This is a genomic window from Sphingobium jiangsuense (assembly GCF_014196495.1).
Taxonomy (GTDB): Bacteria; Pseudomonadota; Alphaproteobacteria; order Sphingomonadales; family Sphingomonadaceae; genus Sphingobium; species Sphingobium jiangsuense.
The window spans coordinates 126,236-140,524 of sequence record NZ_JACIDT010000001.1 but is presented as its reverse complement, the minus strand read 5'-3'; the positions used below and the strand labels follow the sequence as shown (position 1 = coordinate 140,524).

Annotated in this window: 14 protein-coding genes; 4 read left to right on the top strand and 10 right to left on the bottom strand. The window is 68.5% G+C overall.

Annotated features, from left to right (window positions below; genetic code table 11):
- Positions 1-9: 9 nt before the first annotated feature.
- A complete protein-coding gene (locus GGR43_RS00665) occupies positions 10-777 on the bottom strand; it encodes a 16S rRNA (uracil(1498)-N(3))-methyltransferase (protein WP_188070019.1) in 768 nt (255 codons plus the stop codon).
- A gap of 154 nt (positions 778-931) precedes the next feature.
- Here GGR43_RS00665 and GGR43_RS00660 point away from each other — a divergent pair, with 154 nt between their 5' ends.
- Positions 932-2,260 (top strand): dicarboxylate/amino acid:cation symporter, encoded by a 1,329-nt coding sequence (locus tag GGR43_RS00660; RefSeq protein ID WP_246343255.1) that lies wholly within the window; start codon positions 932-934, stop codon positions 2,258-2,260.
- 21 nt (positions 2,261-2,281) lie between these two features.
- On the opposite strand, the gene GGR43_RS00655 is transcribed toward GGR43_RS00660, so the two are convergent.
- The 3 genes from GGR43_RS00655 to GGR43_RS00645 are packed head-to-tail and all read right to left on the bottom strand — an operon-like array spanning position 2,282 to position 5,017.
- Entirely contained in the window at positions 2,282-2,755 is a 474-nt protein-coding gene (locus GGR43_RS00655) for a RidA family protein (protein ID WP_188070018.1), read from the bottom strand.
- Positions 2,756-2,792: 37 nt separating this feature from the next.
- Positions 2,793-2,975, bottom strand: a complete 183-nt coding sequence (locus GGR43_RS00650) for a YbdD/YjiX family protein (RefSeq protein WP_188070017.1) — start codon at positions 2,973-2,975, stop codon at positions 2,793-2,795.
- Positions 2,972-5,017 (bottom strand): carbon starvation CstA family protein, encoded by a 2,046-nt coding sequence (locus GGR43_RS00645; protein ID WP_188070016.1) that lies wholly within the window; start codon positions 5,015-5,017, stop codon positions 2,972-2,974. Before GGR43_RS00645 ends, GGR43_RS00650 begins: the two co-directional genes overlap by 4 nt.
- Between GGR43_RS00645 and GGR43_RS23700 the strand changes: the two genes are divergently transcribed.
- Positions 5,016-5,150 (top strand): hypothetical protein, encoded by a 135-nt coding sequence (locus GGR43_RS23700; RefSeq protein WP_281392388.1) that lies wholly within the window; start codon positions 5,016-5,018, stop codon positions 5,148-5,150. The genes GGR43_RS00645 and GGR43_RS23700 overlap by 2 nt on opposite strands.
- Positions 5,151-5,156: 6 nt before the next feature.
- Here GGR43_RS23700 and GGR43_RS00640 read toward each other — a convergent pair whose 3' ends face one another.
- A complete protein-coding gene (locus GGR43_RS00640; protein WP_284278679.1) occupies positions 5,157-5,540 on the bottom strand; it encodes a c-type cytochrome in 384 nt (127 codons plus the stop codon).
- A gap of 193 nt (positions 5,541-5,733) precedes the next feature.
- On the opposite strand from GGR43_RS00640, the gene GGR43_RS00635 reads away from it, so the two are divergent.
- Positions 5,734-6,276 (top strand): DUF3237 domain-containing protein, encoded by a 543-nt coding sequence (locus GGR43_RS00635; RefSeq protein ID WP_188070014.1) that lies wholly within the window; start codon positions 5,734-5,736, stop codon positions 6,274-6,276.
- Between the two features lie 98 nt (positions 6,277-6,374).
- Here GGR43_RS00635 and GGR43_RS00630 read toward each other — a convergent pair whose 3' ends face one another.
- Positions 6,375-6,986 carry a TetR/AcrR family transcriptional regulator gene (locus GGR43_RS00630; RefSeq protein ID WP_188070013.1) on the bottom strand — a complete coding sequence of 204 codons (612 nt, stop codon included), beginning with the start codon at positions 6,984-6,986 and terminating at the stop codon, positions 6,375-6,377.
- Between the two features lie 104 nt (positions 6,987-7,090).
- On the opposite strand from GGR43_RS00630, the gene GGR43_RS00625 reads away from it, so the two are divergent.
- The gene (locus GGR43_RS00625; protein ID WP_188070012.1) at positions 7,091-10,075 is read left to right on the top strand and encodes a DUF2339 domain-containing protein; all 2,985 of its coding nucleotides are present in this window, start codon (positions 7,091-7,093) and stop codon (positions 10,073-10,075) included.
- Here GGR43_RS00625 and GGR43_RS00620 read toward each other — a convergent pair.
- Genes GGR43_RS00620 through GGR43_RS00605 form a run of 4 tightly spaced genes read right to left on the bottom strand, consistent with a single transcriptional unit; the run spans position 10,065 to position 14,276 of the window.
- Entirely contained in the window at positions 10,065-11,144 is a 1,080-nt protein-coding gene (locus tag GGR43_RS00620) for an aromatic ring-hydroxylating oxygenase subunit alpha (protein WP_188070011.1), read from the bottom strand. The genes GGR43_RS00625 and GGR43_RS00620 overlap by 11 nt on opposite strands.
- A 29-nt stretch (positions 11,145-11,173) precedes the next feature.
- The gene (locus GGR43_RS00615) at positions 11,174-12,274 is read right to left on the bottom strand and encodes an amidohydrolase family protein (RefSeq protein ID WP_188070010.1); all 1,101 of its coding nucleotides are present in this window, start codon (positions 12,272-12,274) and stop codon (positions 11,174-11,176) included.
- A gap of 1 nt (position 12,275) precedes the next feature.
- Positions 12,276-13,313: a fumarylacetoacetate hydrolase family protein gene (locus GGR43_RS00610; protein ID WP_188070009.1), complete on the bottom strand. Its 1,038-nt coding sequence runs from the start codon at positions 13,311-13,313 to the stop codon at positions 12,276-12,278.
- Between the two features lie 30 nt (positions 13,314-13,343).
- Positions 13,344-14,276: a VOC family protein gene (locus tag GGR43_RS00605; RefSeq protein ID WP_188070008.1), complete on the bottom strand. Its 933-nt coding sequence runs from the start codon at positions 14,274-14,276 to the stop codon at positions 13,344-13,346.
- Between the last annotated feature and the right edge of the window lie 13 nt (positions 14,277-14,289).

Here is a 14,289-nt window from a genome sequence, read left to right as displayed (position 1 = left end):
CCGGGATAATCAATCGCCCGGCGCCTGATGGGCCCGCCAGTCGCCGTTCAGCGCCATCCAGCAGGCGGTGGCGGCGATTGCGGCGGTTTCGGCGCGCAATATGCGCGGGCCGAGCGAAATCGCGACCGCTGCCCTGTGGGCGCGGATCGCCTCCCGCTCCTGCACCGTGAAGCCGCCTTCCGGCCCGATCAGCAGCGCCGCCGGGCCGGGATGGGCGGCGAAGGCTTCGCGTATCGGCGCGCCGCCCGTCTCGTCGGCGAAGAAGAGATGCCGTCCCTCCGGCCAATGGGCGAGCAGCGCGGGCAGCTTTTCCATCCCGTCCAATGCGGGCAGGGCGGTGCGGCCGCATTGCTCGGCGGCCTCGACCATATGGGCGCGCAGCCGGTCGAGATTGAGCTTGTCCACCACCGCGCGCGCCGTCAGCACCGGGCGAAAGCGGGCGACGCCCAGTTCGCACGCCTTTTCCGCGACCAGATCGATCCGCCCCTTCTTGATCGGCGCGGCGCACAGCCAGAAATCCGGCGCGGTTTCCAGCGGCCTGGTTTGCTCCGCGCACTCCAGCACCAGATCGCGCTTGCGGATCGCGGTGGCGCGCGCCGCCCATTCGCCGTCGCGCCCGTTGAACAGCAGCACGGCGTCGCCTTCCTTCACCCGCATCACCGAGAGGAGATAATGGGCGGCATTGCCCTCGACCGGGATGCGCGCGCCGGGCCCCAGCGCCTCCTCCACATGAAGGCGCGGCGCGCTGCGCGGCGGCCAGGCCGGGGTCGCGGCCATCAGCGGCGCGCGCCCGATGGGCGGGGAAGGGGGCGGGCGGTCGTCATGCCCGCTTCTCTAGCGGCAGAGGGGAGGCGCGGCCACCGGGATTTTCGCCTTCTCTTGCCATCGCCCTTCGCGGCATGGCAGATGGGCGCAAGCAAGGGAGCAGCGCATGACCGCCGGAAAAGAGGAACAGGGCCGGGAAAACCGGCTGCATTACTGGATGTTCGGCGGCTTTCTGGCGGGGCTGATATTGGGGCTGGCGGTCTACAGCTTCGCGGGCGGCGCGCCCTGGGTCGGCTGGGTCGCGACGCACATCACCGGGCCGGTGGGGCAGGTGTTCCTGCGGCTGCTGTTCATGCTCGTCATTCCGCTGCTGGTGTCGGCGCTGATCGTCGGCGTCGCCGAAATGGGGGAGGTGCGCGCGCTGAAGGCCATTGGCGTGCGTACGCTGGTCTATACGCTGCTGGTGTCCTCGGTGGCGGTGGTGCTGAGCATGGCGGTGGTCAACCTGTTGCGCCCCGGCGCCGGGGTCGACCCGGACGCCGCCCGCGCGCTGCTCGAAACATCGGGCGCAGGGGCGAAGGCCATCATCCAGAGCGCCGAGGAGGCCGGGGCGAAAACCGGCATGGAGTCGATCGTCGCCATCGTCCCGTCCAACTTCATCCAGGCGATGAGCCAGAACGACATATTGGCGGTGATGTTCTTCGCGCTGATGTTCGGCATCGGTTTCCTCATCACCGATCCCGACCGCACGCAGGTGCTGCGGTCCGGCATAGAGGGCGTGTTCGAGATATCGATGCGGCTGATCGGTGTGGTGATCCGCATGGCGCCGCTCGCCATATTCTGCTTCATGTTCAACCTCGCCGCGCAATTCGGCTGGGATCTGATCGTGCGGCTATCGGCCTATGTCGGCGTCGTGCTGCTGGCGCTGGGGTTGCAGATGTTCGGCGTGTTCCCGCTGATCCTCGCCTTTTTCGGGCGCAAGAACCCGATCGCCTTCTTCCGCGAGACGCAGGAGGCGAGCGTGATGGCCTTCGCCACCGCCTCGTCCAACGCGACGCTGCCCACCTCGCTGCGGGTGGCGGACGAAGGGCTGAAGCTGCCCCGCCCGATCGCGCGCTTCGTGCTGACCATCGGCGCGACCGCGAACCAGAACGGCACGGCGATGTTCGAAGGGGTGACGGTGCTGTTCCTCGCCCAGTTCTTCGGCGTCGACCTGACGCTGGGGCAGCAGCTGGTGGTGATGATCATCTGCATATTGGGCGGCATCGGCACGGCGGGCGTCCCGGCCGGGTCGCTGCCGGTGATCGCGCTGATCCTCGGCACCATCGGCGTGCCGCCCGCCGGGATCGGGCTGGTGCTGGGCGTGGACCGGCTGCTCGACATGTGCCGCACCACGCTCAACGTCGTGGGCGATCTGGTCGCCGCGCAGGTCATCAGCGCGCGGACGGGCGCGCTGGCCCCGGTGGGGGAGGAAGAGGCGGCCCCGGCCGGATGACCGGGGCTGCGGTCCTCCGTTTTACTGGACTTCGAACACCGCCTCGACCTCGACCGCGCAGTCGAGCGGCAACTGCGCTACGCCGACGGTGGAGCGCGCATGGCGGCCCGCATCGCCCATCACCGCAACGATCAGGTCCGACGCGCCGTTCATCACGGCGGGCAGGGCGGAGAAATTCGGCGTCGAATTGATGAAGCCGCCCAGCCGCACGCAGCGCACCACCCGGCTGAAATCGCCGTCGACGGCGAGCTTCAACTGCGCCAGCACGTTGATGAGGCACAGCGCCGCGGCTTCCTGCCCCGCTTCCTTCGTCACCGCGCCGCCGACCTTGCCCCGGTGCGCATCGGCGATGGTCCCGTCCGCCCCGGCGCAGATCTGGCCCGAAATATGGATGAGGTTGCCGCTCTGCACATAGGGCAGGTAATTGGCGACCGGGGCCAGCGGGGTGGGAAGCTCTATGCCGAGTTGCCGGAGATTATGCTCGATCTTGCTCATGTCTGCCTTTCTGGTGAGGACGGGGTTCCGGGATATGCTAGCAACAGCGCCCTCCGCCGCCGCCATAGCGCGCCTGCTCCCGGTTGCGGAAGAATTCGACGCGGCTCATCGGCGGTCGGTCGGGGTGGCGCTGGGCCATGTGGCGCAGATAGGCGTCGTAGCTCGGCTGGCCGACCATCAGCAGCGCCATCTCGCGCATCCGTTCCAGCAGCGCCCTCATTCGGCGGGCACCATGTCGGGCGTGATCTCGTGCGCGGTGGGCGCGTTCACCCGGCGCGCGGCAATGCAGGTGCGGATGGTGAAGAGCAGCAGCGACAGCACGACGAACAGGAAGATCGCGCACAGCGCCGCATCCACCCGGTCGTTGAAGATGATAGCCCGCATCTCCGCCATCGACTTGGCGGGCGCCAGCACCTCGCCCCGCGCCGCCGCTTCGGAGAAGATCGACGCATGGGCGAGGAAGCCCACCTTCGGATCGGCGGAGACCAGCTTGAGCGTTCCGGCGGTCAGCGTGCAGACCAGCAGCCAGACGGTCGGCACCGCCGTCACCCAGGCGAAGCGGTCGCGCTTCATGCGGAACAGCACCACCGTCGAGAGCATCAGCGCCACGGCGGCGAGCATCTGGTTGGAGATGCCGAACACCGGCCACAGCGTGTTGACGCCGCCCAGCGGATCGGTGACGCCCTGATAGAGGAAGAAGCCCCAGGCCGCGACGCACAGCGCCGTCGCGATCATCCCCGGCGCGAGCGAACTATGCGCGCGGAAGGACGGCACGGCGAGGCCGATCAGGTCCTGCAGCATGAACCGCCCGGCGCGCGTGCCTGCGTCCACCGCCGTCAGGATGAACAGCGCCTCGAACAGGATCGCGAAATGATACCAGAAGGCCTTCATCGCCGGGCCGCCGACGACATGGCTGAAGATTTCCGCCATCGCCACCGCCAGCGTCGGCGCGCCGCCGGTGCGGGAGATGATGCTGTGCTCGCCCACATCCTTCGCCGTCTGCACGAGGATGTCGGCGGAGACGGGAAAGCCCATCGCGGTGACGGCGGCCGAGGCGCTTTCCGGCGTCGCGCCGAGCACGGCGGCCGGGCTGTTCATCGCGAAATAGATGCCGGGGTCGAGGATAGACGCGCCGACCAGCGCCATGATCGCGACGAACGCCTCCATCAGCATGCCGCCATAGCCGATGAACGGCGCGTCGCCCTCGCTGGCGATCAGCTTGGGCGTGGTGCCGCTGGAAATGAGCGCGTGGAAGCCCGACACCGCGCCGCAGGCGATGGTGATGAAGAGGAACGGGAACAGCGCGCCCGACCACACCGGCCCGCCGCCGCCGACGAACTGGGTCAGCGCGGGCATCCGGAGCGGCGGCGCCATGATGAAGATGCCGACCGCCAGCGCGACGATCGCGCCGATCTTGAGAAAGGTCGAGAGATAGTCGCGCGGCGCCAGCAGCAGCCACACCGGCAGTACCGAGGCGATCGCGCCATAGCCGATCAGCAGCCAGCACAGCTGCACCGGGGTGAAGGTGAACACCGGTCCCCAGAAAGGCGAGGCCGCGACATTCTGGCCGAAGATGATGGCGAGGATCAGTCCGACGAAGCCGAGGATCGACACCTCGCCGATCCGGCCGGGGCGTATCCAGCGCGTATAGACGCCCATGACCATGGCGAGCGGCACCGTCGCGGCGACGGTGAACATGCCCCACGGGCTTTCGGCCAGCGCCTTCACCACGATCAGCGCCAGCACCGCGAGGATGATGACCATGATCATGAAGGTGCCGACCAGCGCGATGGTGCCCGCGACCGGGCCCATTTCCATGCGCACCAGCTCGCCCAGCGAGCGTCCGTCGCGGCGCATCGAGACGAACAGCACCATGAAATCCTGCACTGCGCCCGCCAGCACCACGCCCGCGATGATCCAGAGGGTTCCGGGCAGATAGCCCATCTGCGCGGCCAGCACCGGCCCCACCAGCGGCCCCGCGCCCGCGATCGCCGCGAAATGATGGCCGAAGAGCACCCGCCGGTCGGTCGCGACATAATCGAGGCCGTCGGCGCGATAGAGGGCGGGCGTGGGCCGCGCCGGGTCGAGCCGCATCACCCGCCGCGCGATGAACAGCGCATAATAGCGATAGGCGACGAGGAAGGTGCAGAGCGCCGCGACGACGATCCACAGCGCGTTGATCTGCTCGCCCCGCACGGTGGCGGTGACGGAAAGCGCGACCGCGCCGATGATGGCGAGGATGATCCAGGGAATATGCTTCATGAAAGGCCCCTCTGTTCGCCGCGAATCCTGCCGCATCCTCGCGCCGCATGCAATGGCGCTCTGGCTGATGGGGCGGGGTGCGGGGAACGGGCTGGCGGAAGGGAAGGCCATCCGCCAGATCATCACGCCTTGAGAGAGCTTATTTCAGCTGGGCCAGATAGGCGATCACGTTGGCGCGCGCCTGCGGGTTCGCCATTCCGGCAAAGGCCATCTTGGTGCCGGGCACCATCGCGGCCGGGCGCTTGAGCCAGGCGTCGAGCCGGGCCGGGGTCCAGACGATGTTCGCCTTGGTGAGCGCGGACGAATATTTATAGCCCTTTTTGAGGGCGGACTTGCTGCCAACGATGCCGAACAAATTGGGGCCGAGCGTGTTGGCGCCGCCGCGATTGACGGTGTGGCAGGCGCGGCACTGCGCATAGAGCTTCGCCCCCTGCGCCGCATCGCCCGCGGCAAAGGCGCTGGTGCCGAAGAAAAGCGAGGCGCCGAGCGCGGCACCGGCGCATGCGAGAGAGATTGTCCGCACTGTTTTCCGATCTCCATTCTGTTTTGTGGCGACAAATAGTAACATTCGTTATTGTTGTGCAATCCCTTATAGGAAAAGCACCGTCGATGCGCGCGGAAAATCATGGCGGTGGGACAAAAAGGCCATCGACCCGCTTGCGGCGCGGCGCGGGGCAGGCTGATATGACGGAACCCATCCGCAGGAGCGATCACAGATGAAGACCCTATTCCCCCGCACGCTCGCCGGTGCCGCCGCGATCATGGCGGCGGCCTGCCCCGTCCATGCGCAACAGGCCGCTTCGCCGCCCGCCGCGCCCGCGCCGGTGCTGGAATTCGCCTTTGAGGAAATCGTGACGCTGGCGGCGGATATTCCGGTCGGCAGGACCGCGCTGGGGGAGCGCAACATCGTGCCGATCACCGGCGGTACCTTCGAAGGGCCGGGCGAAGGGCCGGGCATCAGGGGCACGATCATCCCCGGCGGGTGGGACTGGCAGTTGCGGCGGCCCGACGGGTGCACGCAGATCAAGGCCGATTACATGCTGCGCACCGATGACGGCGTGGTCATCAACGTCGTCAATTCGGGCGTGCTGTGCCGCTCCGCCGATGGCGCCCTGGTCCCGGCGCGGACGACGCCGGTGTTCGAGGTTCCGGTCGGCAAATATGACTGGCTCGGCAAGTCGGCCTTCATCGGCACGCTGGAGCCGGTGAAGCTGCCCTCCGGGCCGGCGGTGAAAATCCGCTTCTATCGCGCCCGCTAGAGCATTTTCAAGTCAGGTGGACACATCTGACGACTCGGAAAAGGCGGAAACAAAAGATAATCAGAGCATGATCCGCTTCAGTTGAAGGGGATCATGCCCTAGAATTCCGCGAGCGCCGCGCCGTTGGCGCGCAATATCTCGTCGACCCTCCGCAGCGCGAGGGCGAGCGGCTCCGTCTCGCCCAGCAGGGCGAAGCTGCCGCCCAGCGCGAAGCTGCAATGGCCGTGCACCGTCGCGACGAGGGACCGCGCAAGGCTGGGCGCGTCCTCCTGCCTCTCCTCGGCCAGGATCGCGGAAACCTCGCGTGTCACGATGGCGGTGAGGCGCGCGCGCTGGTCGGCGAGCGGTTCGGGCAGGCCCGTGCCCTCCGGCAGGCGATGCGCGTAGATCGCCGCCCAGAGATTGGGATGCCCTTCGGCGAACTCGAAATAGCCGCGCACCAGCGCCTCGATCCGCTCCTGTCCCCGCAGGCCGGAGAGGCGGTGTTCCAGCCAGTCCGCCCACAGCAGGAAGGTGCGGCTGTTGATCGCCATCACCAGCGGGTCGATGCCGCCGAACATGTGCATGATCGTGCCGACCGAATAGCCGATGCGCTTGGCCACTTCCCGCGCGGAAAAGCGGGCGAGGCCGACCTCCGCCATCAGCGCCTGCCCCGCATCGAGGATCAGCGCTTCCAGTTCTGCCCTGCTGTGATCGGATCGCCTGCCCATGGGCCCCGTTTCTAATATGGAAATTGAACAGCGTCCAATTTTAATTGCACAGCGTTCAATTTTAGGCTAGCTGCGATGCATCGACGGCAAGCGAGAGGCGCTGGATGACGGCCTTATGGTTCCTGGGCATGGTGGTTCTGGCCGTGCTGCTGATGGATGCGCGCAAGCGGCTCGCGGCGCTGGAGCGAAAGGTGCGCGAGGCCGAACTGGCGGACGAGGGCTTGATGTGGCGCGCCGCCGCGATCGCGGAGCCCCCGGCCGAAGCGCCCCCGGCAAGGCCCTCCCCATGGCAGGCGCCGGAACCGGAACCCCAGCCGCAGCAACCGCAACCCTTCCCGGCGGCGCAGGCGCAGGAGGGTGCGCGCCCGGCGGTCGAGCCTCTCGCCGAAGCCGCGCCGGTCGTTACCGAAACGGACCGCGGCGAAGCCGTCGCCCCGCCGCAACCCGCGCCGCGCTGGCAGGCCATGCGGCCGTCCATCAGCTTCGAGGATCTGTTCGGCCGCAAGCTGCCGATCTGGGCGGGCGGCATCACGCTGCTGGTCGCGGCGGTGCTGCTGGTCAAATATTCGATCGACGCAGGGCTGCTCTCGCCGCCGGTGCGGATCGTGCTCGGCCTGCTGTTCGGCGGCGGCCTCATCGCCGGGGCGGAGCTGGCGCGCAGGCGCGCCGAGCTGGTGCAGGACGCGCGGATCAGCCAGTCGCTTGCGGGCGCGGGGCTGGGCAGCCTCTATGCCGCGACGCTGGCGGCGGCCAATCTCTACGGCCTGATCGGGCCGGGGACGGCCTTCGCCGCGCTTGCCGCGATCACCGCGCTCGCCATGGGGCTGGCGCTGCGTTTCGGCGCGCCGAGCGCCGTTCTCGGCCTGGTCGGCGGCCTCGCGACGCCTGCGGTGATCCAGGCAGGCGAGCCCAATGTGCCGCTGCTGGCGGGCTATATCGCCGTCGTCGTCGGCGGCCTGACGCTGCTTTCGCGCAGCCAGCGGTGGATATGGCTCGGCCTCGGCGCGCTGATCGGCGGCGCGGGGTGGAGCCTGCTGATGATCCTGATGGGCAATCTCGTTTCCCTCTCGATGCTTGCCGTGGGCCTGCTGGTGCTGCTGCTCGGCATCGGCCTGCCGGTGCTGGCGGCGGGCGAGCGGCACAGCGTCGCGCTGAGGATCGGGGCGGCGGTGGTCGCCGCGCTCCAATTGGCGCTATTGGTCGCCACCGGCGATTTCGCACCGCTCAGCTGGGGCCTCTATGGGCTGCTGTCGGTCGCCTTCATCTGGCTGACCGGCCGGACGCCCGCGCTACGGCAGGGGATGGCGGTTCCGCTGCTCGCCGCGCTCGCGCTGGCGGGCATCTGGCCGGACCCGGACCCCGCGCTGTTCCGAATCGTCATCGCCGGGATCGTGCTGCTCTATGGCGGATCCGCGCTCTGGCGCCTGTGGCGGACGGAGGGCAGCCTGCTGGAAGCCGGGTCGATCGCCGCCATCGCGGTCGCGGGCTATGGCGTGTGCCACTGGCAATTTTATGACGGCGCGCCGGGGCAGGACGGGGCCTTCGCGCTGCTGGCGGGCGGCTTCGCGCTGCTGCCCGCGCTGGGTGCGGCGCTGGGCTGGAACGATGCGCGCCGCCATCAGGATATCCGCTTCGCGCTGCTGGCGTCGACGGCGGGGCTGCTGGTCGTCATCGCCGCGCTGATGGGCCTGCCGGGCTGGAGCCTGCCGGTCGGCATCGCGATCGTGTCGGCCGTACTGCTCGGCATCGCCGTCAAGGCGGAGGACCGCTGGCTGCCGCGCGGCGCGCAGGGCTTCCTTGCCATGGCCGTGGCCGCGCTGTTCGCGACCGGCGCCACCGATACCGAGCTTGCCCGGCTCGTCGCGACGGAGCCGCACGCCCATCCGGCGCAGGCGGTCGCGCGATGGGGCATGGCGACGCTCGCCGCCGCGCTGCTGGCGTGGCGCCATCTGGGCGCGCGCGCGGGCGTGGCGCTTCAGCTGGTCGCGGTGCTGCTCGGCTACGGCCTTGCCGCGCAGATCCTCCCCGCGCCCTGGCTGGCGATCGCCTCGGCCCTCACCATGCTCGCCCTTGCCGAAGTGATGCGGCGGCAGGGCGGGCGCCTGCTCGTGCCCGCACTGGCCACCGCCGCCGGGCTGGCCGCGCTCTGGGCGATGTCGCCCTTCATGCTCTGGCTGCACCCCGCGCTCGTTTCGCTCTACGGCGAGCCGATGCTCGCCTCGGCCCTGCCCGCGCTGCGCCCGATGCTCCAGCATCTGCTCGTCCCCGCGCTGATCGCGGGCGTCACGGTCTGGCGGCTGCGGGATGGCCTGCCGCGCCCCGGCTGGATGCTCGCCATGGCGCAGATCGGCACGCTCGCGGCGATCGGCGTGCATATCCTCTACAAGCAGATATTCGCCATCGCCGACATGGACGCGTTCGTCCGGCTCGGTCTGGCGGAGCGCACGCTGTGGCAGGCCGCGCTCATCGGCGCGGGCGTGCTGCTGTGGCGCGCACTGGGCCAGCGTCCCGCCGCGCTCGCGCTGATCGGCGCGGGGCTGGCGCATAATCTGGTCTATACGCTGCTGCTGCACGATCCGCTGTGGAGCGCGCAGGCGGTCGGTCCGCTGCCGGTCGCGAACCTGCTGCTGCCCGCCTTCGGCATCGCCTTCGCCGCGCCGGTGCTGGCCGAACGGATCGCGCCCGAACAGGCCGCGCGCTTCCGCCGTCCCCGCGATCTGCTGTGGATGGCGGTGATCCTGCTCTTCGCCTATGCGAGCCTGCGCCAGCTTTTCTCCGGCACCCTGCTCACCGGCACGGCCATCGGCCCGGCGGAGAATATCGGCTGGTCGGTCCTCGCCATCTCCATCGCGATCGGCTTCCTGCTCTGGGGCATAAGGCAGGGGCTGCGCGACTGGCGCATCGCGTCGCTGCTGCTGATGCTGCTCGCGGTGGGGAAGGTGTTCCTCATCGACGCCTCCGGTCTGGAAGGGCTGCTCCGGATCGCCTCGTTCCTCGCCCTCGGCTTCAGCCTCATCGGCATCGGCTGGCTGTACAGCCGCTATCTGAAGCCCGACGGCCTGAAGCCCGACAGCGCGGTCAGCCCATAGCGGCGGCCGGTTCCGGCGCCCGCTCCGCATCGAGCAGCGCCTGAATGAGCCGCCGCACCTTCACCGCAGGGCCGTCGGCGCGCACCAGCAGCTCGCGTTGCGCGGCGGTGGCCGCGTCCAGCCGCCGCTCCACCGCCTCGATCGCGTCGACATCCTGCTGCCGGATGGTGCAGTCCGACCGATATTGAAACGCGTCCAGCTCCTCGCTGTCGAGCCGGAAGTTGCGGGTGGAAAAGCCGAAATAATGGGTGGTCGTCTCGGTTTCCGGCGTGATGCCGTGCAATATGTAGAGCGCGCCGAGCGCGGCGGGCACCTCGTCCCGCCCGTCGATCGCCAGCGTGACCGGCAGGCTGGTGCGGATCAGCTCCGGCCCGTAATAATCGGTCAGCGACAGGAAGTCCGACAGCCCCTCGAACCGCGCCGCCGCCCCGAACAGATGTTCGTGGAACGGGGTGAAGGGCACCTTGCCCGTGCGGGACACGCGATAGCCCGCCGCGCGCTCCTCCTCGACGAGGCGCGGGTTCTTCATCGCCTCGCCGCCGCCGATATGATGATGCACATAGGGCAGGTGGGTCAGGTCCATCAGATTGTCGATGAGCAGCTGCGCCCGCCCGCGCAGGTGGAAATAATTGGGCGAGCTGTAGCGCCAGCCGGGCCGGTCCAGCCCGAAATCCTCATAGGGCGGGATCAGCGCCGGGTCACAGCGGTCCCTGTCGCCCATCCAGATCCAGCACAGCGGCCCGCGCTCGACGATCGGCCAGGTCGGCTGGCGGAATCCGGCGCCGGTGCCCTGAGAAGGGACCTCGATGCATTTGCCGTCCGCGTCGAAGACGAAGCCGTGATAGCCGCAGACGATCGCATCGCCGCGCAGCTTGCCCAGCGCCAGCGGATAATAGCGGTGCGGGCAAAGCCCGTACATCGCCACCGGCTCGCCATTCTCCTTGCGATAGAGCGCGACCGGTTTGCCGAGCAGCGTGCGTTCGATGGGGTCGCGCGAAATCTCGCTCGAAAAGGCCGCGATATACCACCGGTTGCGCACGATGCCGGTCTGGGTGGTGAACGGATACATGTTTCTTCTCCTGAAACAGGGATGTCGGGTTAAGGCCGGTCGGGCGGCGCAACGGGGGCGAGGCCCAGCAGCGCGGCGGCGTTGCGGCCGAGAATGGCGGAGCGATCCTCCTCCGCCAACCCGCCCAGGAAGCCGACCGGATCGGGCTCGGCCATGTCGAACGGATAGTCGCTGCCCAGGCAGAGCCGGTCCGCGCCATGGCTGCGCACCAGCGCGTCGAGCTGCGCGCGGTCGAACACCAGCGTGTCGAACCAGAGCCGGCGCAGATAGGAGGAGGGCGGGCGCGATATGTGCTGGCGGCAATCCTCCCGCGCGCGCCACGCATGATCCATCCGGCCCCAATAGCCGGGCAGATAGCCGCCGCCATGCACCACGCACAGCTTGAGACCGGGATGATCCTCCAGCACGCCGCCGAAGATCAGATGGCTGAGCGCGACGGTCGATTCGAGCGGGTTGCCGATGAGGTTGTTGAGATAATGCTCGCTCAGGCGCTGCCCCTGCGTGAAGCCGAGCGGATGGAGCAGCAGCAGCACCCCCAGTTCCTCCGCCGCCTGAAAGAAGGAGCGGAATTCGGGATCGGCCAGCTCTCGCTCGCCGATATTGGTGCCGATCTCGATTCCCCGCATGCCATGGTCGGCGATGCATCGGCGCATCTCGGCGATCGCCATGCCGCAATCCTGCAACGGCACGGTGCCGATGCCGACCAGCCGGTCGGGCGCTCGCGCCACCGCCCCGGCGATGCCGTCATTGACGAGGCGGGCAAGCTCGCGGCCCAGTTCGGGCGGGGTGGAATAACAATATTGGGCGGGGTTGGGGCTGATCGCCTGCACGTCGACGCCCAGCCGGTCCATGTCGGCCAGCCGTTCCTCGACCCCGTTCAGCTTCGCGCCGATCGTCTGGAACATGCGCGCGTTGACGGCATCGGAGGCCGGGCAGGAAAAGGGCAGCCCGCGCGGCGCATCCGGCGCCGCCTCGCGCAACCGGGCTTCCGCGGCCGCGACATGGAGGTGTGCGTGGATGTCCACCACCAGATGCGCGCCCCGTTGCCGGACCGCGATCGTCTCGCGATCCGGCCCGCAGCAGCGCCCCTGCCCCTGTTCATGCCCCTGTTCATGCCCATGCCCCGCCATGTCAGGCCGTCTCGTCCACCGGGAAGGGGCCCCAGTTCCAGCCGCGCCCGTGGGTTTCCTCGGCGACGACATGGTTGCGCTGGCGGCCGAGGAACGTCAGCTCGCTCTCGATCACGTCCCCCGGCTTCAGCCAGCGGTTGCCGTGGAATGCCCCGTTGCCCGGCGGCGAGCCGGTGCTCAGCAGGTCGCCGGGCAACAGGCGGATGCGCTCGGACGCGTAGGACAGGATCTGCTCCGGCGAGAAGATCATGTCGGTCACCGGCCAGTCCTGCATCACCTGCCCGTTGAGCTTCAGCTCGATGCGGATGCGCGAGAAATCGACGAACTGCCTGGGCACGATGAACGGGCCGAGCGGCTTGAAATTGGGCTGGTGCTTGCTGACCCAGTCATACATGAAGCGCACGTCGGTCCGCCGGAACTCGTCCACCGTGCCGAGGTCGTTGACCATCACATAGCCCGCGATCAGATCGCCCGCTTCCTCCGGCCGGACATAGCGGCCGGTCTTGCCGACGATCACGCCCAGCTCCAGCTCCCAGTCGGGATGCTCGCCGACCAGCGGCAGCGGAATGTCGTCATTGGCGCCCGCCAGCGCCGAATGCAGGCTGGTCCAGAAATAGGGCATGCCTTCGCGTGCGCGGCGGTCGATCTCCGCATAATTGCGCTGGAAGAAATCCTCGTCGCTCTCGCCTGGCTTGCGGTTGTGCTGGTTGAAGCGGTTGTGCGTCATCATCTCGGCGACGTGCTGGCGATAGTTCGATCCGGTGAACAGCATATTCGGGTGCGCGACGCAGGGCAGCGCGCGCAGCGCCGGAAAGTCGAGCTGCCGCCCCGCGCGCTTCGCCGCGATATCGACCAGTGCGTCGAAGCTGCGGTCCCAATCGTCGAATATCGCATGGGTATCGCGCCAGCGGTCCGACAGGTCCAGCACCGTGCCGTCGGGCAGGACGATGCCGGGAAAGGGCGCTTCGCCGGGGACGGCGTAGGTTCCGATCCCGAACGATCCCGAAGCAAGGCCGGTGGCCGCGTTGAATTCCGTCATATATGCCTCCTGAGGAAGAGTGGGATTGGGTCAGGCGAAATAGCGTTCCGGCGTGTCGTCGGACCATTCGTCCATCACCACGGTCGAAATGTCGTGGACGTTGGTGCCGTCCGATGCGCGGAACAGGTCGGTGTCGGAGAAGGTCTCGAACCGCGCGCCGTCGGGCGCGCGCCAGACGTCGAACACATGGCTGCCATGGGGATGGCGGCCGACGCCCCAGATCGACTGATAGGCGCGGGCGCCGAGATAGCGGTGGGTGCGCTGCTGCGCCTCGAAATCCTGCGCCTCGAACGAGATGTGATGGCATCCGCCGCGCGCGTCCTGCATGAAGGCAAGGATGTGGTGATCGACATGCTCCTCGCCGCGATCGAGCCGGAAGAAGCCGACGATCCGCGCCTGCGGCTGACCCGGTATGTGATAGATATCGCTGCCGATCAGGCCGAGATTTTCGGCATACCAGGCGGTGACCTGCGCGAAATCCTTCACGAACAGCCCGGCATGTCCCAGCCGCCAGAGCCGCGCCGGGCCCCGGTCGCGGGCGTGCTGGTTGCGGCCGAGGCGGCGCTTTTCGAACGGGGTGTTGAGCAGCAGTTCGGGATAGGGCTCCCCGGCCGCGCGGCGGCTCATGCCGTGGACCAGCAGCACCTGATTGCCGTCGGGATCGGTCAGCGCCACGCCCTCGCCGCCGCCGGGCAGGTCCAGCGCCTTCACCGGCCCCGCGCCGGGCCGGGCGGCGGCCTCGTCCAGCGCGGCGCGATCCTCCGCCTCGAAGGCGAGGCCGAGAAACGCGTCCTCCTCCCCCCGGATCGCGACATAGGCGCATTCGTCCCCGCCGCTGGTCCGCATCACCAGCCGGTCGGCGGAGCGTTCGGCGGTGATCAGGCCGAAATCGGCCGCGAACACCTCCAGCCCATCCAGATCGCGGACCTTGAAACATACATGATGGAGGCCTTTCAGTCGCATATTATGTCTCCGT